Annotated in this window: 32 protein-coding genes and 1 other RNA gene; 16 read left to right on the plus strand and 17 right to left on the minus strand. The window is 46.7% G+C overall.

The features are described from left to right. The first annotated feature begins 61 nt into the window (after positions 1-61). Positions 62-2,398, plus strand: coding sequence for a glycoside hydrolase family 31 protein (locus tag KNQ13_RS10440; protein WP_236624200.1), 2,337 nt, complete (start codon positions 62-64; stop codon positions 2,396-2,398). Positions 2,399-2,674: 276 nt separating this feature from the next. Here the strand turns inward: KNQ13_RS10440 and KNQ13_RS10445 are convergent, their stop codons facing one another. From KNQ13_RS10445 to KNQ13_RS10455, 3 genes are all read right to left on the minus strand, one after another. Continuing rightward, positions 2,675-3,472, minus strand: coding sequence for an SMI1/KNR4 family protein (locus tag KNQ13_RS10445; protein WP_026829732.1), 798 nt, complete (start codon positions 3,470-3,472; stop codon positions 2,675-2,677). A 126-nt stretch (positions 3,473-3,598) separates the two neighbouring features. After that, positions 3,599-4,180, minus strand: coding sequence for a DUF1643 domain-containing protein (locus KNQ13_RS10450; protein ID WP_026829731.1), 582 nt, complete (start codon positions 4,178-4,180; stop codon positions 3,599-3,601). A gap of 14 nt (positions 4,181-4,194) precedes the next feature. Further along, on the minus strand, positions 4,195-4,878 hold the full coding sequence (locus KNQ13_RS10455) for a lytic transglycosylase domain-containing protein (RefSeq protein WP_209548347.1): 684 nt from the start codon (positions 4,876-4,878) through the stop codon (positions 4,195-4,197). 354 nt (positions 4,879-5,232) lie between these two features. On the opposite strand from KNQ13_RS10455, the gene KNQ13_RS10460 reads away from it, so the two are divergent. Continuing rightward, a complete protein-coding gene (locus KNQ13_RS10460) occupies positions 5,233-5,655 on the plus strand; it encodes a hypothetical protein (RefSeq protein WP_026829729.1) in 423 nt (140 codons plus the stop codon). Between the two features lie 151 nt (positions 5,656-5,806). Here KNQ13_RS10460 and KNQ13_RS10465 read toward each other — a convergent pair whose 3' ends face one another. The 3 genes from KNQ13_RS10465 to KNQ13_RS10475 form a co-directional block, all read right to left on the minus strand. Further along, the gene (locus KNQ13_RS10465; RefSeq protein ID WP_026829728.1) at positions 5,807-6,706 is read right to left on the minus strand and encodes a hypothetical protein; all 900 of its coding nucleotides are present in this window, start codon (positions 6,704-6,706) and stop codon (positions 5,807-5,809) included. Positions 6,707-6,804: 98 nt separating this feature from the next. After that, positions 6,805-7,011 carry a DUF2922 family protein gene (locus KNQ13_RS10470; RefSeq protein ID WP_026829727.1) on the minus strand — a complete coding sequence of 69 codons (207 nt, stop codon included), beginning with the start codon at positions 7,009-7,011 and terminating at the stop codon, positions 6,805-6,807. Positions 7,012-7,039: 28 nt separating this feature from the next. Then, positions 7,040-7,267 carry a DUF1659 domain-containing protein gene (locus tag KNQ13_RS10475; protein ID WP_026829726.1) on the minus strand — a complete coding sequence of 76 codons (228 nt, stop codon included), beginning with the start codon at positions 7,265-7,267 and terminating at the stop codon, positions 7,040-7,042. A 70-nt stretch (positions 7,268-7,337) separates the two neighbouring features. On the opposite strand from KNQ13_RS10475, the gene KNQ13_RS10480 reads away from it, so the two are divergent. The 4 genes from KNQ13_RS10480 to KNQ13_RS10495 all read left to right on the plus strand — a co-directional run bounded on the left by KNQ13_RS10480 (position 7,338) and on the right by KNQ13_RS10495 (position 10,974). Then, entirely contained in the window at positions 7,338-8,333 is a 996-nt protein-coding gene (locus tag KNQ13_RS10480) for a potassium channel family protein (RefSeq protein WP_236624196.1), read from the plus strand. A 68-nt stretch (positions 8,334-8,401) separates the two neighbouring features. Next, on the plus strand, positions 8,402-9,094 hold the full coding sequence (locus KNQ13_RS10485) for a hypothetical protein (protein ID WP_026829725.1): 693 nt from the start codon (positions 8,402-8,404) through the stop codon (positions 9,092-9,094). A gap of 59 nt (positions 9,095-9,153) precedes the next feature. After that, complete coding sequence (locus KNQ13_RS10490; protein ID WP_209548346.1) at positions 9,154-9,570, plus strand: hypothetical protein; 417 nt, start codon at positions 9,154-9,156, stop codon at positions 9,568-9,570. 60 nt (positions 9,571-9,630) lie between these two features. Then, entirely contained in the window at positions 9,631-10,974 is a 1,344-nt protein-coding gene (locus KNQ13_RS10495; protein WP_026829723.1) for a S8 family peptidase, read from the plus strand. 50 nt (positions 10,975-11,024) lie between these two features. Here the strand turns inward: KNQ13_RS10495 and KNQ13_RS10500 are convergent, their stop codons facing one another. After that, on the minus strand, positions 11,025-11,468 hold the full coding sequence (locus KNQ13_RS10500; RefSeq protein ID WP_236624194.1) for a hypothetical protein: 444 nt from the start codon (positions 11,466-11,468) through the stop codon (positions 11,025-11,027). A gap of 134 nt (positions 11,469-11,602) precedes the next feature. Here KNQ13_RS10500 and rnpB point away from each other — a divergent pair. The 3 genes from rnpB to KNQ13_RS10515 all read left to right on the plus strand — a co-directional run bounded on the left by rnpB (position 11,603) and on the right by KNQ13_RS10515 (position 14,436). Beyond that, positions 11,603-11,976, plus strand: an RNA gene (gene rnpB, locus KNQ13_RS10505) — RNase P RNA component class B. A gap of 109 nt (positions 11,977-12,085) precedes the next feature. Next, positions 12,086-13,231: a THUMP domain-containing class I SAM-dependent RNA methyltransferase gene (locus KNQ13_RS10510; RefSeq protein WP_014970202.1), complete on the plus strand. Its 1,146-nt coding sequence runs from the start codon at positions 12,086-12,088 to the stop codon at positions 13,229-13,231. Positions 13,232-13,695: 464 nt separating this feature from the next. After that, positions 13,696-14,436, plus strand: coding sequence for a hypothetical protein (locus KNQ13_RS10515; protein ID WP_026829721.1), 741 nt, complete (start codon positions 13,696-13,698; stop codon positions 14,434-14,436). A 225-nt stretch (positions 14,437-14,661) separates the two neighbouring features. Here KNQ13_RS10515 and KNQ13_RS10520 read toward each other — a convergent pair whose 3' ends face one another. Further along, entirely contained in the window at positions 14,662-14,907 is a 246-nt protein-coding gene (locus tag KNQ13_RS10520) for a hypothetical protein (RefSeq protein ID WP_026829720.1), read from the minus strand. 363 nt (positions 14,908-15,270) lie between these two features. Here KNQ13_RS10520 and KNQ13_RS10525 point away from each other — a divergent pair, with 363 nt between their 5' ends. Next, entirely contained in the window at positions 15,271-15,555 is a 285-nt protein-coding gene (locus KNQ13_RS10525; protein WP_026829718.1) for a hypothetical protein, read from the plus strand. Positions 15,556-15,606: 51 nt separating this feature from the next. On the opposite strand, the gene KNQ13_RS10530 is transcribed toward KNQ13_RS10525, so the two are convergent. Further along, positions 15,607-15,936, minus strand: coding sequence for an ABC transporter permease (locus KNQ13_RS10530; protein WP_026829717.1), 330 nt, complete (start codon positions 15,934-15,936; stop codon positions 15,607-15,609). Between the two features lie 167 nt (positions 15,937-16,103). Here KNQ13_RS10530 and KNQ13_RS10535 point away from each other — a divergent pair, with 167 nt between their 5' ends. The 4 genes from KNQ13_RS10535 (at position 16,104) to KNQ13_RS10550 (ending at position 17,986) form a co-directional block, all read left to right on the plus strand. After that, positions 16,104-16,718: an SMI1/KNR4 family protein gene (locus KNQ13_RS10535; RefSeq protein ID WP_026829716.1), complete on the plus strand. Its 615-nt coding sequence runs from the start codon at positions 16,104-16,106 to the stop codon at positions 16,716-16,718. Positions 16,719-16,784: 66 nt separating this feature from the next. After that, the gene (locus KNQ13_RS10540; protein ID WP_026829715.1) at positions 16,785-17,072 is read left to right on the plus strand and encodes a hypothetical protein; all 288 of its coding nucleotides are present in this window, start codon (positions 16,785-16,787) and stop codon (positions 17,070-17,072) included. A gap of 39 nt (positions 17,073-17,111) precedes the next feature. Beyond that, positions 17,112-17,585, plus strand: a complete 474-nt coding sequence (locus KNQ13_RS10545) for a GNAT family N-acetyltransferase (protein WP_026829714.1) — start codon at positions 17,112-17,114, stop codon at positions 17,583-17,585. Beyond that, a complete protein-coding gene (locus KNQ13_RS10550) occupies positions 17,582-17,986 on the plus strand; it encodes a cytidine deaminase (RefSeq protein WP_026829713.1) in 405 nt (134 codons plus the stop codon). Before KNQ13_RS10545 ends, KNQ13_RS10550 begins: the two co-directional genes overlap by 4 nt. 340 nt (positions 17,987-18,326) lie before the next feature. On the opposite strand, the gene KNQ13_RS10555 is transcribed toward KNQ13_RS10550, so the two are convergent. The 6 genes from KNQ13_RS10555 to KNQ13_RS15985 form a co-directional block, all read right to left on the minus strand. After that, a complete protein-coding gene (locus tag KNQ13_RS10555) occupies positions 18,327-18,566 on the minus strand; it encodes a hypothetical protein (protein ID WP_026829712.1) in 240 nt (79 codons plus the stop codon). Positions 18,567-19,340: 774 nt separating this feature from the next. Continuing rightward, positions 19,341-19,631: a type II toxin-antitoxin system RelE family toxin gene (locus KNQ13_RS10560; RefSeq protein ID WP_026829711.1), complete on the minus strand. Its 291-nt coding sequence runs from the start codon at positions 19,629-19,631 to the stop codon at positions 19,341-19,343. Further along, complete coding sequence (gene relB, locus KNQ13_RS10565; protein ID WP_026829710.1) at positions 19,628-19,852, minus strand: type II toxin-antitoxin system RelB family antitoxin; 225 nt, start codon at positions 19,850-19,852, stop codon at positions 19,628-19,630. The genes KNQ13_RS10560 and relB overlap by 4 nt, the downstream gene beginning before the upstream one ends. Positions 19,853-19,929: 77 nt before the next feature. After that, positions 19,930-20,367, minus strand: coding sequence for a hypothetical protein (locus KNQ13_RS10570; RefSeq protein WP_026829709.1), 438 nt, complete (start codon positions 20,365-20,367; stop codon positions 19,930-19,932). A gap of 38 nt (positions 20,368-20,405) precedes the next feature. Beyond that, on the minus strand, positions 20,406-20,657 hold the full coding sequence (locus KNQ13_RS15980) for a DUF2268 domain-containing protein (protein ID WP_236624192.1): 252 nt from the start codon (positions 20,655-20,657) through the stop codon (positions 20,406-20,408). 120 nt (positions 20,658-20,777) lie between these two features. Next, positions 20,778-21,398: a DUF2268 domain-containing putative Zn-dependent protease gene (locus KNQ13_RS15985; RefSeq protein WP_236624182.1), complete on the minus strand. Its 621-nt coding sequence runs from the start codon at positions 21,396-21,398 to the stop codon at positions 20,778-20,780. 490 nt (positions 21,399-21,888) lie between these two features. Between KNQ13_RS15985 and KNQ13_RS10580 the strand changes: the two genes are divergently transcribed. Together KNQ13_RS10580 and KNQ13_RS10585 are read left to right on the plus strand one after the other, a co-directional pair. After that, complete coding sequence (locus KNQ13_RS10580; RefSeq protein ID WP_026829708.1) at positions 21,889-22,107, plus strand: hypothetical protein; 219 nt, start codon at positions 21,889-21,891, stop codon at positions 22,105-22,107. Positions 22,108-22,181: 74 nt separating this feature from the next. Beyond that, a complete protein-coding gene (locus KNQ13_RS10585) occupies positions 22,182-22,658 on the plus strand; it encodes a glutathione peroxidase (protein WP_026829707.1) in 477 nt (158 codons plus the stop codon). Between the two features lie 83 nt (positions 22,659-22,741). Here the strand turns inward: KNQ13_RS10585 and KNQ13_RS10590 are convergent, their stop codons facing one another. Together KNQ13_RS10590 and KNQ13_RS10595 are read right to left on the minus strand one after the other, a co-directional pair. Next, a complete protein-coding gene (locus KNQ13_RS10590; RefSeq protein ID WP_026829706.1) occupies positions 22,742-23,206 on the minus strand; it encodes a hypothetical protein in 465 nt (154 codons plus the stop codon). Positions 23,207-23,220: 14 nt separating this feature from the next. Then, a complete protein-coding gene (locus KNQ13_RS10595; protein ID WP_026829705.1) occupies positions 23,221-24,126 on the minus strand; it encodes a DMT family transporter in 906 nt (301 codons plus the stop codon). Between the last annotated feature and the right edge of the window lie 144 nt (positions 24,127-24,270).

Raw genomic sequence — 24,270 nt, forward strand, 5'->3', positions numbered from 1 at the left:
GGCGTTCGCGTCCTGATCCCGTATGCGCACAATTGACGAATCCCATTTCTATACCCGAGACATGAAACCATTGGCACGACCGGAAGCGATTGTCCAAGGCGACACGTACCGCTTCACCGTCCTCACCAGTCGTCTGATTCGACTCGAGTACGCAGCAGATGGACGGTTTGAAGACCGTCCGACCCAAACGGTCTGGAATCGTGATTTTCCGGTTCCCTCATTCCGGATCGTCGAAGACGAAACCGAGCTGCAAATCATCACGGAACACGTCCATTTGCATTATACGAAAGGACCATTCGCTTCGAACACCTTGTATATCGATGTTCTCGGTAACTTCAGCACCTATTACAGCCGCTACACCTATGGCGGACCGCTCCGGACCTTAAAAGGAACGGCACGGACGCTTGATCATGCCGACGGGGAGATTCCGCTCGAAGAAGGAATCATCTCTAGACAAGGTTATGCGGCGATTGATGACTCCGCTTCTTTCGTCCTGACGGAAGATCATTTCGTCGAACCGCGTCAAGAAGGCGCGCAAGACATCTACTACTTTGGATATGGCCATGACTATAAGCAAGCCTTAAAAGATTTTTATCGTCTGACGGGTCCGACCCCGATGTTGCCGCGCCAAGTGCTCGGGAACTGGTGGAGCCGGTACTGGCGGTACAATGAAAAGGAATACAAAGATTTGATGACCCGCTTCAAGGCGGAAGACGTCCCGTTTTCGGTCAGTGTCATCGACATGGACTGGCACGTGACGGACATTCCGGAGAAATACGGCAGTGGCTGGACCGGGTATACGTGGAACCGTGATCTGTTCCCGGACCCAAAAGGATTTTTGCAATGGCTGAAAGCAGACGACCGGATGGTGACGCTCAACCTGCACCCGGCGGACGGGGTCCGTGGTTTTGAAGAGTCCTATGAAGCGATGGCCGTTGCGTTGGGCGTCGACCCGGATACGGAAGACCGGATTCCGTTCGACTTCTCGGACCGTGATTTTATCGAACATTACTTCACGAAACTGCATCACCCGCATGAAGCGGACGGCGTTGATTTCTGGTGGATCGACTGGCAACAGGGCGCAAACTCGAAGATGAAGGGCCTTGATCCACTCTGGATGCTCAACCATTACCATGCTCTCGACATCGCCCGTGACGGTAACCGCCCGTTGATCTTCTCACGGTATGCCGGACCCGGCAGTCACCGTTATCCGGTCGGTTTCTCGGGAGACACGTTGATTTCGTGGGCATCACTGAAATTCCAACCGTATTTCACGGCGACGGCCTCGAACATCGGCTACGGCTGGTGGAGTCATGATATCGGGGGACACCAGCGTGGGGAAAAAGACGATGAACTGTCGACCCGGTGGTTACAGTACGGTGTCTTCAGCCCGATCATGCGTCTGCACAGTACGATGAGTATCTTTAACGGGAAAGAACCGTGGCGGTATTCGGTCGAATCGGAACAGGTGATGAAGAAGTATTTACGTCTCCGTCATCAACTTGTCCCGTACATCTATACGATGAACGCCCGCAACCACTTTGACGGTCTTCCGCTCGTCTCCCCGATGTATTACGAACATCCGGAAGACGAACTGGCCTATGCGGTTCCGAACCAATATTATTTCGGGACGGAATTGATGGTCACACCGATCGTCGAACCGATGAATCCGAACTTGCATGTCGCGGCGACGACGGCCTGGTTACCGGACGGCGAATGGTTTGATTTCTTCACCGGTCACCGGTATACGGGTGGCAAACAGATGCGTCTGTTCCGCAAGCTCGAGGATCAAGGAGTTCTTGCGAAGGCTGGGGCGATCGTCCCGCTTGGTCAACACCTCGAACATTCGAACGCGCTTCATAATCCGGAACATCTCGAGTTGCTCGTCTTTCCGGGAGCGTCGAACCAGTTCACGTTATTTGAAGATGATAACGTCGGTGTTGCCCACCGCGACGGGGAAAATGTCGAGACGGCCTTCGAACTCGACTGGGCAGCGCGGACATTGACGATCGCGACGCCGTTCGGCAAACGGGAGTTGTTGCCAAGTCAACGCAACATCACGTTGATCCTGCGTGGTGTCAACGAAGGACATGTCTCGCGTGACGGGAATGTCTTGCCGAGTCAGTATGATCACAAGACCCAATCATTGTCGGTTGAGCTCGGACAGGTCAGTGAGACACAAGTCTTGTCGCTCCAAGTCGACATGTCGACGAACGATAACCGGATGGAGCGGTTGTATACGTTCCTCGATCAGGCGGAGATCGGCTATGATCTGAAGGACCGCTTGTATCGGTTATTGTCGCAACGTCTGGAGCCGGTCAACTTGATGCACCAGCTGCAGGCGCTGGATCTGGAGAAAGATCTCGTCGACTGCCTGCTTGAAATCATGCTGTTCTGAAAAAAAGCAAGGTAGTGCAACATCTCACTGTCTTTTCATCCGCTTTCCTCAGGCGAGACACAAGCCCGGATTCGCGGGTTTTCCAAACCGCGAATCCGGGTCTTGTTTGTCTCTGACAGCGCAGGCTTCGCTGCGCTTTTCCCTGTAGGAGTCGGATGAAGACGGTGAGATTTACGAAAAATCAAAAAGAAGCGGTGGACACGTCCATCGCTTCTTTTTGATGCAAACATCAATTGGTCAATTAGCATAAAACCAAACTGCATGACCCGTTTTTCATTACATTTCTTCATCCAACCATTCGATAAGATCACTCAAATCTGTAATTAGATGTTTGCTCTTCAATAAGTCGATGACGTCTTCAAGAGAATTCTGCAGTTTTTCTGAATGATTGCTCATTGTCTCGGCTAGGTATCCCGCATAACTGTCAATCTGATCTTCATTATTACTCTGTTCAATCCGTTGCATCAATTCACGTACCAATCGTTCCAGTTCTTGACCAATCACCATCCAATGGGAGTATGCAAGTAAAGTGTCATCCTCATCGCCGTGATCAATTAATTCGAGAGTTTCTGCCATCGTCAAAAAACTCATAGAAGCGTCATCTGCATCAAGTGGCTCACTCTCCTGAACAGACAACTGCGTCAGTAGTTCGTCAAAGGAGCTTGCCACCAAATGATTAGAAATAACTGAGAGATCCAGACACCAGACGGACGGTTGGTGCGCATTGTCTTCAAAATTGAAATAGTAGAAGTAACTGCCACCACCATGGGCAAAGATCATCTTTTTTCCGGTTACATCCCATTCCGGTAAAGTACCAACGTTTGATTGGTAAACATCGTAAGATAACGGTTGGATGAAGGAGAATGGCAAAAACGGTTGAGCGCCCGATTCTGACCAAGTGTTTTCAAAATCCACTGATACAGCATTAAAAACGACAGATCCTCCGTTTTGTTCTGATAATTTCTCTAGGTAGCTTTCAGGAAAACGACCAGTAAGTTCTGTTTGAATCCTATGAATGTCCGCTTGAAGTAAAGCAGGGGCTGTCAACTTTTCTTCTTCATCCCAAAATGTCAAAGTATCTAACCTTCTTTCGAGTCGTATTTAATTGATGGCGTGTTTGCAAGATATGAGAAAAAGGCAGTCTGCAAAAAAGGTGTTCTTCCGCAACAATCATACGGGAAGAACACCTGACGAGCAGAATTACTTACGCTTTAACTTCTTCGCTTTTAACTTCATATCCTGATACGTGATCATCGGACTGTCGTCGACAGTCAAACGAAGGTGATTCGGTTCACCTTTAGAGGTGATCCCGGAACAATACAGGATGTCGGCATATTGATCGAACAGATTTTCGTAGGCGGGGAGGTGGTGCATCAGGCGGCCGGGCGATCCCCAGCCGCATAAGACGACCCCGTTCTTTTCCTTGACCTGCCGTAACGTCTGTTCGACGAACTCATAGTTGACTTCATCGAAACTCGCCTGGGCAAAGGGTAAATCCTCGCTGGCGAGCAGGTCCGGTATCAGACTGATGATGTCATACTGCTGGACCGGACCTTCGACGTATTTCTTCATCAAGTTATAGGCGCGTTGCGTCGTCGTTCCGGATAAAAAGGCGTCCGTCGTCCGCGGCGTATAGATCAAGGCGGCGACGTGCGTGCCGTCCGCGATGTCGTCAAAGATGTAGCTGCGTAAATACCGTTTCGTTTTAGCTTCGTCAAACGTCGTCTGGACGCGGATCGACGATTCCTCAATCGTCAATGTCGAACGATCGGGTTGTGTCATGGTGGTGCCTCCTTTTAATTGGTCAACCGTAAGCTGATGCGAAGGAGTAGCGCGAGTGTCTCTTTCTTGAAATCGAGGTCGTTCGCATCGATCGGCTCGATTTGCTGCTGGTACGCATCGTATTGGCTGAGGACGTCGCTGACATACTGTTCACTGCGATTGTATTCAAACAGGGCAGATTCAAGCGTCCCTCGGTCAGAGCGTGTCGTGACGGCATGCTGATTGAGGTACTTCGCTGCCGTGTGAGCGCTGTCCGTCAAATCAGTCGGATCGGCTTTACCGTCTCCGCTCGCGTCAACACCAAGACCACCATATTGTTTGATGGCGTCCGGGTCGGTCAAGTCAATCCCGTCGTGCTCGATGTCGCCGAGTGACGTCCCACCTTCATAGCCCCATCCGACCCACGTTTTGGGCATGAACTGGAAGGGACCGATGGCGCCGACAGAAGACTGCATGGCGGACGATTTCGAGAAGATCGTCTCGACGCGATGAATCGCGGCAAGTAACTTCCAATCGACCTCGTACCGGTCACCGGCTTGTTCGTAGATGTCGATGTTCTCGGCTGGGACACCGTATTGTCCATAATAGGTGCGGTACAGTTCATTTTGGACACGTTCCCGGATTTGCCAGTAGATGATGCTACTACCGATGAGGACGATCAGTACGAACAAGATGCTCAATCGAAAAACTTTTCGCATATTGTTCTCTCCTCTTTCTGTGATTCCACTGAATGGTATCATATTTCGCTAGTGGCTAATAGTATTTTTGTGAAGTCTGTTCTCGGGCAACAGTGAGAGCGTTCACATACAGGATCGACTTTTTCACGTCGTCGTCAAAAAGTCGACAAAAATCCGGAGCGGAGGGCTTAAGACGTGTTCCATTAGGAAAAAAGTTGTTAATTACTGACATCGTCAAGCCGGCGAAAATTTGATAGACTATACGTCAGATGAAGTCATCGTTCATTTTTAAGAGATTGACGGTTGCAGGAACTGTTGACGAGCTTGTAAAATGAAGAGGTAAACGCTTACACATCAAAGGAGATGGACGAAACCATGCGAACGATCACTTCCACTGGCGAACGAAAGAAAACAAGTTGGACTCTAAATATTGGGAGTCAACCGAAGTTGATGATGGATGGACTGACGGAGAAGGAAACAGATCACGAACAACGGATCATCTTCGATCACTTTTCGATTCCGACGACGGCTACACTGATTTTTCGGTTCAAGGAGCGTTTCCCGAACCATCTCTGCGACAATGGATATGATGTGTATGGAGCAGCAGCTTTTGACGAGCAGGTCGTCGAATTGATCTCGAACTGGTTCATTGAACTTGTGACGGTCTTGACCGCGATCCAGCGTACAAAAGGGATTCAACATTTCCGGATTAAAGGTGGCGTCGCCAAACGGACGGATTTCCTTCCGACTGTTCGCCGGACGTGCCGGGCACTGGAATCAACGATTGATATCACGTAACACGTCGGACCGACGGGGCATACCCCCGTCGGTCTTTTTTTTGTTCCTCAAAAAAAACGCCCCGGTCTATTTGAAAAAACAGACGGACGGGACGGTTGGTCAAAATGTTTTACGAACGAACGAGGAAAATGCTTCTTCCTAGTCGAAAGACTTACGTAGGTGTAGAAAAGTTGTTTTCAGCCGCCCGGCACGCACGCAGTAACGCATCTTTAAAGAACCGGTCCTCTTGTGACGCCAAGAGACGTGTCGCTTCTTCGTCGCCGCGGAGAGACTTGCCGAGCATCTGGATGACTTTGACCCAGCGCCGGACATGATCGAGCTGAGGACGCCCCATCGCGACATAAACCGTGAACCAATCGTTTTGGTCACGACGGATCATCCGTTGGAACAACGATTTCGCGAGGTCGACTTCTTCCGTCGAGGGAAGGGTGTTCGTCTCGAAATAGTGCCGTAGTGCGGCGACCGCCGTGACATAGGCTTCTTTTACGTCGTCGGACGGCTGATGTTTACCGTAGTCGGATGTCGACAAGTGGATCAAGGCGGGTTTCTTTTCGATTCCCGTCACCCAAGCCGACAGTTTTTTACTGCTCTTGACCGCTTGGCGATTGGCGACCGGAAGCTTTGCCGTCACTTGACCAACTTTTCCGATGACGTTGACCTTTCCGTTTCGTTCCTGGACTTCGGTCACGGTCATCTCGACGGTATCGCCCATTTCAAAGGGAATCGCTTTGGGTTGAAGTTTTTCACCCGCCGTCAACGGAGCCCGTTTCCGGATCATCCGTAACGCTTCCTGCTCCATCCGGTCGTCAAGTGACCAGAGGTGTTCCGGCGGGACGTTGCGGAAGCGGCGCCGGCGCACCTTGATGTATTGATCGAGGGCGTCGGCGGCTTGTTCCCGGGTCATCTCGCCGGAAGCGACCGGTCCGATGATGTCGCGCAGTGTGATCGATTCGAGTCGTTCCATGATGCCTTCGAACGGAATCAGCTCCATCACGTAGAGACTGCTGACGACAAGTTCACATTCGCGGGGCGTAAGAGGGCGTTTGGCCATAAATTGACTTCCTTTCCAGCTGTTTGATGATTCTAGTATACCAAAAAAAAGTCACCATCACCTCTACGGGTGATGATGACGGTAGAACTTTTCGTTGATTAGATGACGTACGCCGATTCCGAACTGTTTTGGAGCTCGGCTTGGCTCAACTTGACGAGCCCGTTATGAAATGGATCATGCTCGACCATCAGCTGACCAAGCGCCTTGATCTCATCGACCGACGTTTCCGGTTTGGCACCGGCGAGACGTAAACGATACGGTTTTTTCAGCATCGTCTCGAATGTCAAAACAATTGTGTGTTCCATCCAATTCCTCCTTTAGTGAGTGGGTGTGTTAGGCGTTAAGTAAGGCAAAGTCACGGCTGATCTCCGTGTGCGTGTATGCGCCAGCGAGCAGTTTCCCGATCGCTTGACCAATCGAAGCGACAGCTTGTGGATCCAGATCGGCGCGCAGTCCATTGAAGCGACGGCGGGCGATGACGGCATCCCCGTTTGGTGTGACCTTGTCGTTTCGTTCGAAGACGACGACTAAGCTGGTCTTGATTTCTTCTGCTTGTGTCATGTGTATCACCTCCTTCGCCCTTATTGACAGGACGAAAGGACAAGTTGTTCGGAAAGGGTGAAAAAAAGTTATGGTCTGGTTACGATTTTTACGCCGCATGTCCTTTTTGAGGATGCGGACGTTAGGCTACGCCTCGTTCGTGTTTGTATTTGGTGTCGCCTTGATCATGTATCTCGCAGAACCGGACACGTTCGGGACATACTTCCGGGCCGTCTACTGGACGATGACGACCGTCGTGACGGTCGGATACGGGGACTTTTTCCCGAATACGGATTTTGGTCGCTTCATGACGATTTTTGTCTTCATCTTCGGAATCGGGATTGTCGGCGGCTTGATTTCAAAGCTCGTCGACGGCGTCCAATTGATCCGCAATCAAAAGGAAAGAGGGTTATTGCAAGTGAAAGAAACGGGACATACGTTAGTGTTTGGCTACAGCCGGCGTTCGAAACACGTCATCGATGAGTTATTGGAGACGACGGACGTCATCTTGATCGACGACTTGGAACGTGAACCGTTCAGCCACCCCCGGTTCCATTATGTCAGCGGCGATCCGGCACTCGAATCGACGCTGCAACGGGCGAACATCAAAAAGGCGACCCGGGCGATCGTCCTCGCCGATCATTCGATTCCGCCGGCACTGGCCGACGGTCGGACCTTATTGATCGCGGCGAGTATCGAACGCGCCAATCCGAACATCTATACGATCGTTGAGATGATGTTAGAAGAACACCTCGACAGTTTCGAACAAGTCAAGGTCGATGAAGTGTTGCTCGGAGACGAGACGATTGCCCGGATGGCGATTCTCGCCGCCCACCATCCCGGCGTGACGAAGGTCGTGACCAATCTGTTGACGAAAGACGGGGACGGCATGTTTTCGCTTCCGGCAAAACCGGAGTGGGCGACGTTCCGGGAAGCGTTCCACGCGATGCTCGAAGACGGGGTGACGATTTTATCGGACGGCAAACGGCTGGATTTGAACCGCCGGCTTGATGAACCGATTCCGCCGAATACGACGTTGATCGTTTTATGCAGTGAAGAAACAGCGAAACAGATCGGGGCATTATGAGAAAAAGGATTACGCTAATTCTTTTTCGGGTATAGTAAATACATTTACTATGCAGAGGAGAAAAACGTATGACGAACCCACAACCCGAATGGATCCAGGAATTATTTGAGACGGTCGATCAAGGCGAACTAAAAGATGTCCCGAAATTACTGTATATGGCATTGACGTTAGAACCAAGTTATTTTACAAAAGCAGTTAGTCGGTTGAATCAACGGTTGGAAGTCGAGCATCTCCAGGAAGTGTCGGAACTGTTGACGGTCTACCGTCAATTTTTCATCTCCGCCAATCCGTCTGATGAATACTGGTCGATCGCCTGGAACGAATTGATTCAGACGATGCAGCATTTCATCGACCGTCCGGAAGCGCAACAGCTGTTCAAGGAACATATTGATTTAATCGATTGGTGGTCAAGTGAATCGTTATTGTCGTTGCCGAGTTGGTTGACGATTCTCGATCTCGCGGAGCGAATCGACGCACTGGACCAGTTTGCCAGTTACTTACCAGACATCTTTGAGAGTTACGCCTTAGAAACGGCGAAGGATGAACCATTCGCCCGCCTTGCCTGGTATGCGATCGCGAGTGGGCAACAGGATTTGTTGACACCGTTCCGGACGCGGATCGAGCAGGCGGAAGCACCGGTCATCCAGTCATTGCGTGACATGGATTTACTCGATCAAATTGATACGACACGGGTTCGTATGTTAAAGTCTAAGGATAACGAACCGATAGAATTGATGTTTGATCGAAAATGGACATTATAAGTTAACCCATAGAAAGTGACATCTAGATACTACACGAATTTAATCCAAGGGGTGTAGGGATGATACACGTCAATTTGCCGAGAGGTGATTATGTCGTTTTGGTTGAAATCAATCGGGAAGTCTTGTTGTGCCACTCATTAGAGGAGGCCGATCAGGCGGAGCGCGATCGGTATGAACTGGTCGGACGGATGAGCGAACGTTTGCCGTCTGAAGTGATTGGTCCATCGATCGCCGATTTTGTCCGATTTTCAACCGGATTTATCGGAGAAACCGTCACGTGGAGCGAGGCAGAGGAAGCCTTTTTCTGCCAACAGTTCGAGACGTTTGACGGGTCACCGCTCGGAGAGGATCTGACCGGGATTGATGCCAACCGTTGGCGTGCTGTCCTCGTCCGTTACTACTCCTATGTCACGATCGGAAAAATCATTCCATTTGAAGTCAGCGAAGATTCCGATGGGACCGTTCCATTTTTTTAGTCCGTTTGGATCAGCACATCAATAGAATCGGCGTGTAAAAAGAGAAGGGCAGGGTCCACATTGAAAAAGAAACTTGCACTACTCACATTTGCTGTCGTCGTAGGGTTACCTACCTCTGCGTTCGCTAATTCTCAATATGTGCAGTATGATCCAACTTTTACGGAGCAACAAAAACAAACGTGGTTGTCGGAGCAAGGTCTCCAGGAAGTCCGGGAACTGAAACAGGACGGCTTTTCGCTTGTCGAACCGTTACCACACCTCGATGAGACCGATGTCGAAGCTGATCTGATTCCGGTCAGCGTCGTCGAGAAGGCGACCGATTCAGCGCAATTGCAACAAACATATTTGGACCAATCGCGTATTCCTACTTATTGGAAGTACAGCCGCGGCAAATCCGACGTACGCGTCGCGATCATCGATGATGCGATTGACGTCAATCACTCGGAGTTCAAGAATGTCATCTATAAGGCAACGACGATTTCCGGCATCCGGAAACCGGACGATCACGGGACGCATGTCGCAGGCATCGTCGCGGCAGCGGAAAACGGCAAAGGGATCGTCGGTGTTGCGTCGGGCGTCAAACTGATTGGCGCTGACGTCTTTGACGGCGACTTCGCGAGTTCGATCGACATCGGGGACGGCGTTCTGTATGCGATCGCACAAGGCGCGGATGTCATCAATTTGTCACTTGGACAGTACGAGTACGATCCGTACATGGAAGCGGCGATCAAAAAAGCGGAAGCGAAGAACATCGTCGTCGTCAGTGCGGCGGGGAATGACGGACGCAATAAACTTTTGTTCCCGGCTTCAATGAAATCCGTCATCGCCGTTGGGTCGGTCGGTACGCTCGGTCGCGCGTCGACGTTCTCGAACTACGGGAAAGGGTTGAACATCATGGCACCGGGGGAAGGCGTCTACTCGACGATCGTCGGTAACAAGTACGGTTATCTCGACGGGACGTCGATGGCGACACCAATCGTCAGTGGTGTCATCGCCCTCGCAAAATCAAAAAATCCGTTCATCACGAACAGTACGCTTCGCAGTAAATTGTACGAGGCAGCGGCGAAAAAAGCCGGGGATACGACGTTACACTATGGAACAGGTCGTCTGAACGCCGGCATGCTGGCCCGGATTCCGGCACCCGTCTCCAAAGTGTCGGTCCCGTCGGTCTTGAAACCGAATCAGCCGTTTTCGTTTTACTTTGACGAGTATTCAAACGCGAAGACGTTGACCCGTCTCTACAAGGACGGCAAGGTCGTCAAGACGTTTACGAATGACTATCTGCGTAACGGCACGCACAAGTATTCCTACGCCCTGAAAGAAACGGGGACGTATAAACTTGTCTTTGCGACGTCATCCGGGCGTCACACACGGGTGACGGAACGTCTCATCACCGTCAAGTAATCAAAAAAAGCCGTCTCACCAAGTGGGAGACAGCCTGGGACTCAAAGTGTTTACTTTGGGTCTTTTCCTTTTTTATAGACCGGCGTCGGAACGGCAAGCGTTTCGCCCGTCCACTGAATCGTCGCTTCCATTTTGTACCCGGTATCGTCTTCATGAATGAAAGACAAACGTCCCGTGTCAATCAGCTGATACAAGCCGTATTCGACTTGATTCGCCCACGACCGTAACGTCATCGCTTCATCGTACAGCGGAATCTGTTGCGGGAACCGTTCATTCATCAATAAGATATCATGTTGGTCGAAATGGTAACTCCGTTTTGATAACGCATCAGGTTGTTTTACATTAAATGGCTCGAACGCATGGATGAGTTCACCCTTGCGGTAAAAGGCAAAAATGCCGTTCCGGAGATGAAGTGCCTTGATTTCATCAATCTCGATCAAGAACGTCAATTTCCGTACGGTACGCTGGTTCGTACCAGAGCGTCGTTTTTTCATAGTACATGCCCCCTTCTGAACCATTGTACTATACCGCAAATTCACGGGGAAACGCAACTTTTCCGCCCATTGATCGAGAAATACCTCTTGCTAGAATCCGTGACGTGCGCTACACTGTTAAGCAGTGACTATGTTGGTTCGGACAATTGCGGGGCACTTCGGTGCTTTGAGGAAAGTCCATGCTCGCACAACCTGCGATGGTTGTAGTGATCGTGCTACACGAAAAGATAAGTGTAGGCAGCGTCGTGCTGACGGCAGAAGGAACGCCTAAGTCTTCGGATATGGCCGAAACTTCTTGAAAGTGCCACAGTGACGGAGCCTTACTGGAAACAGTAAGGGTGGAACGAGGTAAACCCCACGAGCGAGAAACCCAAATTTGGTAGGGGAATTTCCGGAGCGGAACTGAACGCGAAGGAGAGCGTATGTAAATACGGAGATAGATGATTGTCGCCCACGTGTGAGGGTCAAACCGTTTGCAACACTAGGGAACAGAACATGGCTTACAGGACCACATAGGCTGTTATTTTTACTTTGAACGAGAGTCCAGGTCCAACTGGGCTCTTTTTTTATTGAACTGAACTTGGGAATTTTAAAAACAGGTAGGAGCGTGAACAATCATGGCAAAACGTTTAGTCATCGCGACGGCGGCAATGGGGATCGAAGCCCTCGTCGCCAAGGAAGTCCGCGATTTAGGATACGAGTGTACGGTCGAGGACGGTAAAGTCTACATCGATTGTGAGCTTGAAGATATTCCCCGTCTCAACCTCTGGTTACGGACAGCGGACCGTGTCAAACTCGTCGTCGCCGAATTCAAGGCGACGTCATTCGAAAAATTATTCGATCAGGTCAAAGACCTCCCGTGGAGCGAACTGTTGCCGTGGGAAGCGAACTACGTCGTCAACGGCCGCTCGGTCAAATCGAAGTTGTTCTCCATCCGTGACTGTCAGAAAATCACGGAAAAAGCGATCGTCTCGCATATGCAGGAAGCGTACAACATGGGCGACGAGTGGTTACCGAAAACCGGTGCCAGCTTCCCAATCGAAGTCGCGCTCTTAAAAGACATTGCGACACTGACGATTGATACGTCAGGCGACGCCCTCCATAAACGCGGTTACCGCGAGTTCCACTCCGCGGCACCACTGAAAGAAACGATGGCAGCAGCGATGCTGATGCTGACGAACTGGAAGCCGGATATGCCGCTGTACGACGTCTTTACAGGTTCAGGAACACTTGCCATCGAAGCGGCGATGATCGGACGGAATATCGCACCTGGGATCAACCGTGAGTTCGCTTCGCAAGAATGGGCCTGTATTCCGAAAAAAGCCTGGTTCGACGCAATCAAGGAAGCGAACGACAAAGCCGAGTGGGACAAGCCGCTCAAAATCTATGCCAACGATACGGATCCGGAGATGGTCAAGCTCGCAAAACAAAACGCCGAGCTCGCTGACGTCCGGGACGCAATCAACGTCATGCAACGGGACGCAGCCGACTTCAAGCCGAAGGAAGACTTTGGTGTCATCATCGGCAACCCGCCATACGGGGAACGTCTCGAAGACGCACGTGAAGTCCATCAGTTGTACCGGAAGATCGGTAATGCGTTCCGTGAATTCCCATACTACAGTGTCTACATGATCACGTCGTACGTCGAGTTCGAAAAAGCATTCGGTCGCCCGGCGACAAAACGTCGTAAGCTTTATAACGGAAATATTGAAGTTCAGTTTTATCAATATTATGGTTTGCGTCGCAAAAAGCCGCAGTCTTAAGCCGTTTCTAGCCCTTCAGAAAATCCCATTGCACACTCATTGCACAGTTGGTGTGAAAATCGGGATTTCTTCGGGAAACCGCTCAACAGAGCGGTTTTTTTGCATTTTATTAGAAAAATGAAGAGTGCTCACACAACATGAAAGATGATCAGGTGCGGCTGGCAAACCAATCAGGGAGTGCGTTTATAACGCAGACCATCTCCTTGTCGGACTAAAAACAAATGGGACATGTTACAATAATTAACAGAAATATCGTGAGTACACATAGAACAAGCAGAATTGCAGGTTAAAAGATTCAATTGAGCCTACGGCAATGTACATGCTTCAAAGATAGTAAAAGTAAACATGAGAGGTGGACTAAACGTAAGAAATTGGGAAAGGCGTCATACTAATTATGTCAGGAATGTCTTAAATTATAAGTTGAAACCACCATATCATTATAGACTCTAAGAGAGGTAGATACTATGTTAGAATTAGAAGTGTGGTATATTAAAAATAATGAAAAAAAAGAACTTGATATTGATTATTTTGATGTAAGAAATGTACCCTTAGTGTATCTTTTCCAAGTGTTTTTGAAAAAAATGAGAAAAAAAATTCCTAAATACAGTTCCTTTTATATTATTTTTTACGAGAATTTAACAGAAGAAGAAGAAAGAAGAATCAGAACTGAAAATGGAGAAAAGCGCGAATATTATTTTAAAGAAACTAATATAAATGAGTTAAAATCTAAAAAAGATTTAGAGTTTTTAAGGGAAACTTTGAAAACTCTAAAAGAAGGTTTGATTCATTCAAAGTTTAGAGAATGTTTATCTGACGATGAGATAAATAAATTTGAAGACTATGTATATGAAAAAAATTTTATATATACGCAAAACATAGATGTAAAAAATAATAAAACTAAAACGAAGAAAGCTGTTTTGAAAGGAGTATTGACATCTGGACAACTAAATTTGTTTTTAGAGATTATTGATTTAAAGTCTCGAAAATGTATATACAATAAATGTGTATTTGAATTGCCACCATCAGTTATTATTCCTTCAAAAAGTAAATTAAATCCCATTAGTTTGTACGGATATGAACTGTATTGGGAAAATGACAACACGATTGACATAATAATAAACACAGTCGGAGATCGATTACGAACAAAAATTTATCAAAAGAGTGATGCCTCTGTTTTGACTAAGCAACAAAGAATAAAGAGTTAATGAGGCTACCGCATTTTAACAAATGATTGAAGTACGATATTTCACAAATATATACGTGCGGTTTAAAAATAGGGGTGCAGTCTTATATGAATAATTTTACTACTAACTCGGGATTATTCTCACGAACCGCTCTGTTGAGCGGTTCTTTTTGTGTATTCAGTTAGGTATTGTGCTTAATAGTATAATTCATCGTACAAAAAAGCCGTCAAATCGACGGCTGAAATGTTACCATTCAAATCCTTCTTCACTATAAGATCCATCCGAATTAAAGAAACGTTCTTCTGCTTTACCGCTTGATGTATTCGTATAGATCACATATACATCGAGTTGATCGTACGTATCCGCCATTTTTTTAGCAGCTTTACGAGCATCGGCCTCATTCGTGAACGTTTCCGTCATAGTTGCTTTTTGATGGTTCTCTACACCATGCTCTTCATAACCTTCTACTGACCAGACTTTTTTTGATGACATAACCAACATCCTTTCATTGCAGAGCGAGTTGTGTAACGCTTTGCTGTTTATCATTATGCTTTGTTTGATTAAAATTAGTCAAATTATCATCCTTGCGTGTATAGAGAATAGCATCCAATTAAGTGTTTCAGATTGAAGACGAAAAACGGTTGTTCTCTTACACGAGAAGAATCGTTTTTTAGCTTCGCTTTATTTAGGTGCTCACTTACATTTTTGTAATCATCAGAAATATCAAATCATTCTTCGTTTTAATATGGTAAATTATTGATGGTGGCAAATGGTTGAAGAAACCAGCCTGTATGTATAAAAAGGCGTTTGACAGTTGAAGATTTTAAAATATGCTCGACTAGGGGAGGAAGAAGAATGGATTTTCTGTGGATGGGGTTACTTTATGCCGGCATACTCGGAGTGCAGTATATATTATCCAGTCAAAAGAATGTGTACTTAGGGGCAGTTGTTCCGTTGCTTTTTGTAGCGGGAATGACTTGGCGGTATGGTAACGTGGAGTCCGTCAGTACAATGCACTACCTGCTAATGACAGGTTTTGGTCTGCTTTGTTTGATTGCAGAGTGGGATCGAGGTCGAGAAGTGTTTCGGACAAATCAGGAAAAAGAATGGAATCGTATGAGAATACAGGATTTCAAGTGAGCAGACCATGCATCATGATTCGAAGTTATGGTTTTTTTATACTCTGTAGTTTCATCTTGACTGTTTTACTTGCCGTCGTTTAATGAAGTTCTTAATCCCTAATACGAGACCGATGATGAGATACAGGATCCCGTTACCAACGATCACGAATCCAATAAAAGCTGCTGAATAAGCTGCTCCAAAACCGTCTCCGCCCATACTATGGTCGATCTTTAAAAAAACAGGGCCGGTTATCAAAGCGATGATTGGTCCGAGTATGACAATTAGTAAGCCGGATCCCCATAAAGGCATTTTCCCTTTCTTGTATAAAAGGATAGCTGATACATTTAATACGATTAAGCTTGGTAATAATATACTCCAAAGTAGTCCATCACCACTCATCTAAAGCCCTCCTTCTAATGATAAAATAGGTAATAAATGTAATAAAAACACTGTGTTGATCATATCATAAAGCCTGTAATCTAGTATCTTTATTTCCAACTAAAGGTATAAACTGAAAAGGATATTTTGGCGTGATTATAGTTCGAAAAAATTGAGGAGGAGATAAAATGAAACGGATTGAAAGAACGTTGATTTTGCTCAAACAAATGTTCAAAAACGAACCGAGATTTATTATGGGGAGATACGGGAGAAATGGATGGGCAACTTGCACCTTCAATACACCGTTAACTTCTAAAGAGATTGATTCACACTTCCTGAAAGATACTTTTTCTTTACCAAGGGACTACAAACATTTTTTAACGTTACATAATGGATGCGGTTTATTTGAAACAGAATCCGATTTAATCCTAGAATTGTTTCCTCTTGAGGAAATGCTCGAAATGTCGGAAGAGCACCATTCAGAAGACGGTCTCGTCTCAGAAGGAAACTACTGGATCATAGGTCAAATAGATGAGAAATGGATTTTAATTGATAAAAATCAATGTACAGATACAGAAGACTCCTTTAAAAAACCATATATCACGGTCGTGCATCCATCGGATGGTCTGGACACTGCTGTTGCGTTAAATTTAAATTTCGAATGTTTTTTAGAACGTGCTATCATCGCGCAAGGCGACTACTTTTGGGAGTGGTCAGAAGACACTGAACTAACTGTAACGTATGGTGATGTTTCGACGTATGAAGAAATCGATGAAACACTTTATCTTGAAGATAAGAAATAAAACATTTGATTGATTGTCGAAAGGAATAACAATAGGAAACACAACAAGGAGAGGAGGAATTGTGTCATGTGGCTACTGTTTGGGATACTTGCCATCTTCGCGACGGCGGTGAATCTGATTTTGTACTTCATCGGCAAGGACTATAAGCTGGCAATGGCTGTCGGGTTATCGCTTACGGCGCTCACGCTGTGTGCGGAAAACAGTCAAATTGCGAACTGGGTCGAAGCCGAAGATTGGGCGGCCTTGGCAGACGTTGTTCCCGGAATGGAACGCGCCTGGTGGTTCTTAACGATTGTGTCGATTGGACTGAATCTGACACCACTGTTACTCGAATACAGAAAAAATCGATCTTGATTAACACATAAATTCATTTTGAAAAGGAGGTCGCTTGCAATGACCTATACCTATTTACCACTGACACAACGTCAGGCGGAACAGATTGCGTATGACTGGCAATACGAGGGTGACTTTGCGTTCTACGATATGCCGAATGATCAAGAGGACCTGGCGGAATTTTTGGATCCGGATCAACGGACGGAACATTACTATGCTGTGATGGACGGTACGCAACTGATCGGATTTTTTGTGTTCGAACCCGGACAGGACAGCCTTGAATTGGCGTTAGGGATGCGACCTGATTTGACGGGACGAGGAAACGGAACGGCCTTTTTGGAATCCGGTCTTGCCTTTGCGATCAAGCAGTATCAACCACGTCAAATTGAATTAGCCATCGCAACGTTTAACGAACGGGCAATCCGGCTGTACACTAAAAGCGGTTTTGAAACGATTGAACAGTTTCAGCAGTCAACAAACGGTGGAAGCTATGAATTCGTCAAAATGCGTCTGTACACAGGAGTGATGAAATGAATATCGAACAACAGTTATTTGAGGCAGCAAAAGAATTAATCGAAACGAGGTATCCGAACGGATGGGGCGGAGCGGCAGCGATTGCGACCGATGACGGACGAATCTTGACTAGTGTCGCACCGGAAGTCGTGAACGCGTCGACCGAATTGTGTATTGAGACAGGTGCCATCCTCGAAGCACACAAGTTGAACTGTCGGATCACACATACAATTTGTGTCGTGCGGGACGATGAACAGGCACCGTTCAAGATTTTGAGTCCATGCGGTGTCTGCCAGGAGCGTCTGTTTTACTTTGGTGCGGACGTCAAAGCTGCTGTCACAAATCCCGAGCAAGCACTGGTCTTTAAAGCACTCTGTGAGTTGCAACCGTACCATTGGTTAAAAGCTTATCAAGCTGAGTAACAAGTGAGAGAATGAGAAATAATGTTAGTATGAAACCGGCACTGATCAAAGGTTATCAGGTAACATCCATGTTAGAAGGTGAGGTTAAATGTGTTACATTTATCAAGTTTTCTAGCATTAGTGCTAGGTATCGGATGTGCTCTGATTGCTCTTGCGGTCCACATCCTCAAGAAGATTTTGAAGAAATGACCATCCAGATGAAGATCCTTCCGCAATTAAACGAATATTAGCGTGTTTAATTACAAAAAGATGAGCGTACATGTGCTTCCTATGTATGCTCTTCTTAAATTTTCGATTATGATCCCAAATCAATAAAAATCGTCATCGGTATTCCTCACTCCTAGATAAAGACAATCAGCGAAAATCCAATCAGGATATTGATGAAACTGAGGACATCCGTTGATTTGGTAAAAAACGATCGTCCCGTTTTCTTCGCTTTGTCATTAAGAAACATCAAAAGGACGGCAAACAGTGTTGTTAGGCCGAGCGGTGCATTGAGAAGACTGTCTGAAAACGTGAGTGAGTTAATTGCGAGGTAAAGGCTGTTCAGTACGGAAAAATAGAATAGAACTTTTTGCATCGAGTCACATCCTGTTTAAATTACTATATGATTATATATTTTTACATAAAATTGCCAACTAGGGAAGGGGCGCCTTAAATGTCTTTGCCTGTAACCCTCTAAAACCACGAATTTTTGCATTATGAATCGAGAAGAGGACGGTGTACCGGTAATAGCTGACTGATAGAAGACAGTTTAGGATAGAAAAAATGGTATGGGGATCTGAACAGCGTAGACTAAGTAACACCTAAAGTTATCAAAAGGAGCAAAATCCCTTCTCTGTTAGAGGTGAGGTCACTTTCCTCCTTTTCATCATACGTATGAATAATGTTTAAGTGATGTTTGCAAAAACGGTCGTTAAAAAGATAAAACGAATATGTTTCCTCATTCGTGAGTCTTAACTCCCTTATTTATCAAAATTAGACGAGAATACTCCCACTTCTAAACGTTCAGGGCGAAGCCCTAGTGCAAGTGGGAAATGAATCGTCTTCGGGCAAGGCGTGTCTTGCGACACGTCAATTGTCCGACACTCTTGGTTTGAAAACAATTAAAATCAGGAACAAAAAAAGAGTCATGTTCTTTGAAAACTGAAGATATAGGGTTGTGATAGGAAGTTCGTCTGTCACGTAAAATCTTCAACGTTCACCTTGCGGATGACCGAAGTAGCGAAAACCAAGCAGAGTAGGCATCCGTATAAAAGAAACGGACAAGATCAACGTTCAACCGTCGGGACGACGGGGTTAGCCTGATAATTTTTTGGCCGCTAGGTTGAATAACTCAGGAATCCTCCATCTCTTAGCGAAGCGTAGGTGGAGGTAGTTCAAAGATATCTCGACGATGCCCGATCTCAAGAATCAAGATCACGACTTTGTCATCTTGGATGTCAGCGATCAGACGATAGTCGCCGATGCGATACCGCCATTCACCCGAACGATTCGAGACAAGTCCCTTTCCATGACGACGCGGATCATCCGCCCCGACCAGGTTCTTCTTGATCCAGGACATGATGATCCGCGATTGTTGAGGATCCATCTTCTTAAGGGACTTTTGAGCTCCGCGCTCAAACTCCACTGTATATGCTGTCATTCTAAATCAAGTTCCTTCATCATATCGTCAAACGAGATTGCTTCTGATTTTTTGCGGTGTGCTGCCATGGAATCATGATAGAGTTGTAAATCAATCTCATCTTCAATACGATCGAGGACGGCATCGCGAACAAGTGTAGAAATCGTGATGTTTTTTGCTTTCGCATATTCTTTGATCAGTCGCGTATCCTGATCATCGAGTCGAACAGAAATCGTACTCATTCTTATCATCTCCTTTGTAATACATTGTAATACATATTTAAATGTTAGTACAGACACGAGCTCCATTTGTTTACCCTTCAATCTACCTTGATTAAGAAAGCAAACTGACCATCACCATTCTCAGACCATCTTGCTTGAAGTTCATAGGCATATGTGCCGGCTTCTTTCGGTGTTACGAGTTGATTATTTTTTAACGTAACCGGCTTACCGGTCACCTTGTTAAATCGAATGATTTTGATTGTATCAGGTTTTGGATCGAAGGAAATCTGGATTTTCTCGTTCGGCATGACGGTGACCGGTTTACTTTTTTCAGTCATATGCAGACCGTCTACGTAGATTTTGTCTACACATTGACTACTAAACATGCCACTCCAGCAAAATGTCCCTTGGACCGTTGGAATACTTTTTCCCTTTATCTCGACACGGGGATCTGGAGGTTCATCACGGAAAGGTTCGAATTGAACGAAAAAAGCAATGATGATAATCACTGAGCCGATCAATAAATATTTACGCATGTGAAACTACCCTCCTTCGTAAGTGGTATTTCTATGTGTCAAAAATCTTTTGATTCAATGCGCTTTTGATACTTATAACCCTCTAAATTGTCCTCATTTTCTTCATACGTCCATTTTTTGATGGAAAGATCAGGATGGGCCTTCAAATGATGACTTAAGATATCACGTCCCAGAGAGTATCTGCTCCAAATTGGGATATTTTTTTGTTCGTTCCCAATGGCGACATCCTGATAATTGGCTTCGCCGTTTTGAATCAGACGCGCCACATGTTTTTTGGTCGTATCATCCATCGGTACATTCCAAGGAGGCGAGACGTTCGTGACGATCCGATCGGCAAAGGCGTCTGCTTTCCCTTCGAAGATGAACGAATCAAGTGATGTGTCGATTCTGCTTAACTCGGGTGTATCTTTTTAAACCAGATGATGATATTCATGTGCAATCGTATAGGCCAAAACCTCTTTATCGAAGTTAGGATTTAGTTGAATAATAATCGAGTCCTGAAAAGCTGCCCCAGACACTCCGGCTAAAGGATCCGTCATCGACCAAAATTCCGGATTAGACGGTGCGATGAAAATCGTAGCTTTCTTTTTAGGGAGCGCTTCGTGGGAAGCGATATAGTTTTTCGTAATGATGCTTTTAATTTCGTCATGCTGTTTTATCAATTCATTCGTTTGGTCCAGCAGATCCTTCTCGTAAGCTGTTGATTGCAACATGAAGAATGTTTTTAAACTGGTCGTATCAAAGTTTTGCTTCTCCCCAATCTCATCTATGTAACCGAGGACATGTTTTGCGTAATTTTTTATATCCATTTCTGAAGTGTCGGCTTTAAGCGATGCTTTCAAATACGTTTGATAGGGCGCATAAAGCGGCACGATGTTTAATTCACTATCCTTGTCGATCTTCACGGTTTCCGGTTTAAATTCTTTACTTTCTTGGTGGGTCACGGCTTTTTCTGTTTCGTCCGTTTTGTCCGTACATGCCGATAACAGAAGGAAAGGGACACAAAGCAACGGAGCAATTACTTTGTTCAACGGGATGACCTCCATTTCTAAATGATTAGGATGCTAAAAGCTCATGTTTTTCAATACGAATAGAGATCGAAACTCGATATGTAAAATTATACCATGGGAATTAAAGAGGGCGGTACTGATTCAATCACTGATAATCGAATCTACCTAGAGGGAAATACTTAATTTTTCTACGTGAATGATTTATAGATGAACGGATGACGGCTTTAGAATGGATGGAAGAGAAGGGAGACCGGACGTTGACGAAGGAGGAATTGGCCGCCTTTCATTGTCTGACGACAGTCTGTGGAATGGATTTTCAAAATAGTCCGGATGAGTATTTTCATGTGGACGACGATTTTCGGGATTGGATAAAAGCGTTTCAGGAAGTGGAGAGAAGCTTTAAAACTAAGGAATGAGCACGTTTCGCTGATTGACTTTTCTCAACCAATCATCCCAATCACGAAACCTTTACCTTAAAAAACAGGTAAAAGAATTCAAAGGGGATGATGAGATGGTACGATGTACGAATTGTGACTACAAGTGGAAGACGAAAGAAATACTGGCTGTTGGGTTTGTGAAGCATGGCAAGGACTGCCCAAACTGCGGTAAAAAACAATATCTTTCAAAAGATACCCAACACTATCTGTCACTCGGATACGTCAGCCTGTTTTTTCTGTTGATCATGCCGTTTGTCATCAAGCTGAGTGACCGGGAAGAATCCATCTGGTAGTCAACTGATTGCGTGTTCAAAAAAGACGGAGCTTTTTCAGCGGAGTATACTGACGGAAAAGGGGGTGCGACGGGATGCCATCGCTCTATGAGATTAAGGTGAAAGACGCAACCGGACAGACCATTTCCTTGCAGGATTATGCCGGAGAGGTACTTCTCATCGTCAATACAGCCAGTAAATGCGGACTCGTCGGTCAGCTCGGGGATTTGCAACGGTTGTACGAAACGTATGCCGATCAAGGCGTCAAAATCCTCGGCTTTCCGTGTGACCAGTTCAACCATCAGGAGTTCGCCGATCCGAAAGAAACGATGCAGTTTTGCCAGCGCAACTACGGCGTGACGTTCCCGATGTTTCAGAAGATTGACGTCAACGGACCGACGGAACACCGGTTGTATACGTATTTAAAACAGCAACAGGGAGGACTACTTTCGTCAAACATCAAGTGGAATTTCACGAAGTTTCTTGTCGATCGCCAAGGGCGGGTCGTTAAACGGTTTGCGCCGGTCGATTCAATCCAGGTGATTGAAAAAACACTGGCGCGCTATGTATAATTAAAATACGTCCCGCCCGGCGCAAGCCGTCGAACGGGACGAGTCGCATCACCCTACCTTTGGCGAGGTAGGGCTTTTTTATGTCAATTTTCCTTTGGCAGATTAAAAGAATGTCTGACCGTAAAATCACTCATCTTATGACCAAGATCTGTAAAGACCGGCGGACGCGGGGACAGGACATGAAAGTCCTGTTCGAATGCCCGGATGGCGTAGTGGGTCCAGTCTCGCGACGGGTCCCGCTTCAAGCCCATCCAGGCTGTCGCAAAGGTCAGGAGTGCCGAGTCCTTATATAGGACGAGCGGAATCGTACTGAACTCCAGTCCGTCATCCAGTTCATGCAAATCCGACGAGCGGAGCAGGACGCAATCTGCTTCAAACAACAGTTCAAAATAATTGCAGGAATAGTCACCGATGAGCACCATGACTTCGTCCGTATGGCCGCGAAAATAGAGTGCCAGTCGATTGCCGTTTTCCTCGTTCATGACAATGTGATCGAGCGCAATCTGATAGTCTTCTCGGTACAAGAGCTTCTCGAATGTAATGTGCACGACTGATTCCCTCCTTAAGAGTGTTTTTCTTTAGCGAGTTCGAGGATGTCCGGCTGACGTGTCGAACGCGACGACCAGATGAGCAGACCGATACCGCAGAATAAAAGTAATATGCCGACCCACGACAACAGACTTAACGTTTCCCCGAGGACAAACACGCCGAGCAGGGCAGCGGTCAACGGTTCACCAAGCGACAACGTGACAGCCGTCGAAGACGAGACATGCGCAAGACCTCGTGCGAACAACAGATAGGCAACACCTGTTGCGAAGACGCCAAGATGCAGACTGATGCCGGTGCCGCGCAGACTGAAGACCCACGACACATCAAACAGGAACAACAGCGGTGACAACAGCAGGGCGCTGAGCGTAAAGACGACCGCGACGACTGATAACGGAGAGTGCGTCTTGACCAGATTCCGGCTGACGAACGTATAGACAGCAAACGATAATCCGGCACCGAGGGCGAGCAAAATGCCGAGCGGATTCACCGAAACCGTTGCCTGATTCATGACGAGCAACAGGCAGCCGGTAATCGATAGTGACGTCGACAGCCACCAAAAAGTGCCGGGTCGATTTTTTAAGACCAGCCATTCAATCATTCCGGAAAAAATCGGCGCACTGCCGATTGCAACGACGGTTCCGACGGCGACTCCGGTCATGAGAACGGCGGAAAAGAATAGTGGCTGATAGACGGCCATGCTGAGTGCAGCGAGGAAAATCGTTTGCAGCGGCCAATCTTTTAGGGTCAGCTTTCCGGTCAGTAAGACGAGACTGAGTAAAAAGAAGCCACCGACCGCCAAGCGGACTGCGCCGATCGCAATCGGATGGGCCGTTTCCGGCGCAAAGGCTTGGGACGTGCCGGTCGTACCCCAAAGCATTGCCGCCAGTAAAATCAGCAGCATCGAAGACTGTTTTTGCATGGTTTACCTCCAGATGGATAGACATAGATGCTGTTCAGGAATCATTTTTGATTAGGACGAATTGTAATATTAAGTGCAACACCTGACGGAAAACACAAAAAGCCCATAACGGCCTCGTGTAGAATGGAGTTACCACACCACATT

The organism is Exiguobacterium sp. s128, from assembly GCF_018618815.1.
GTDB lineage: Bacteria > Bacillota > Bacilli > Exiguobacteriales > Exiguobacteriaceae > Exiguobacterium_A > Exiguobacterium_A antarcticum.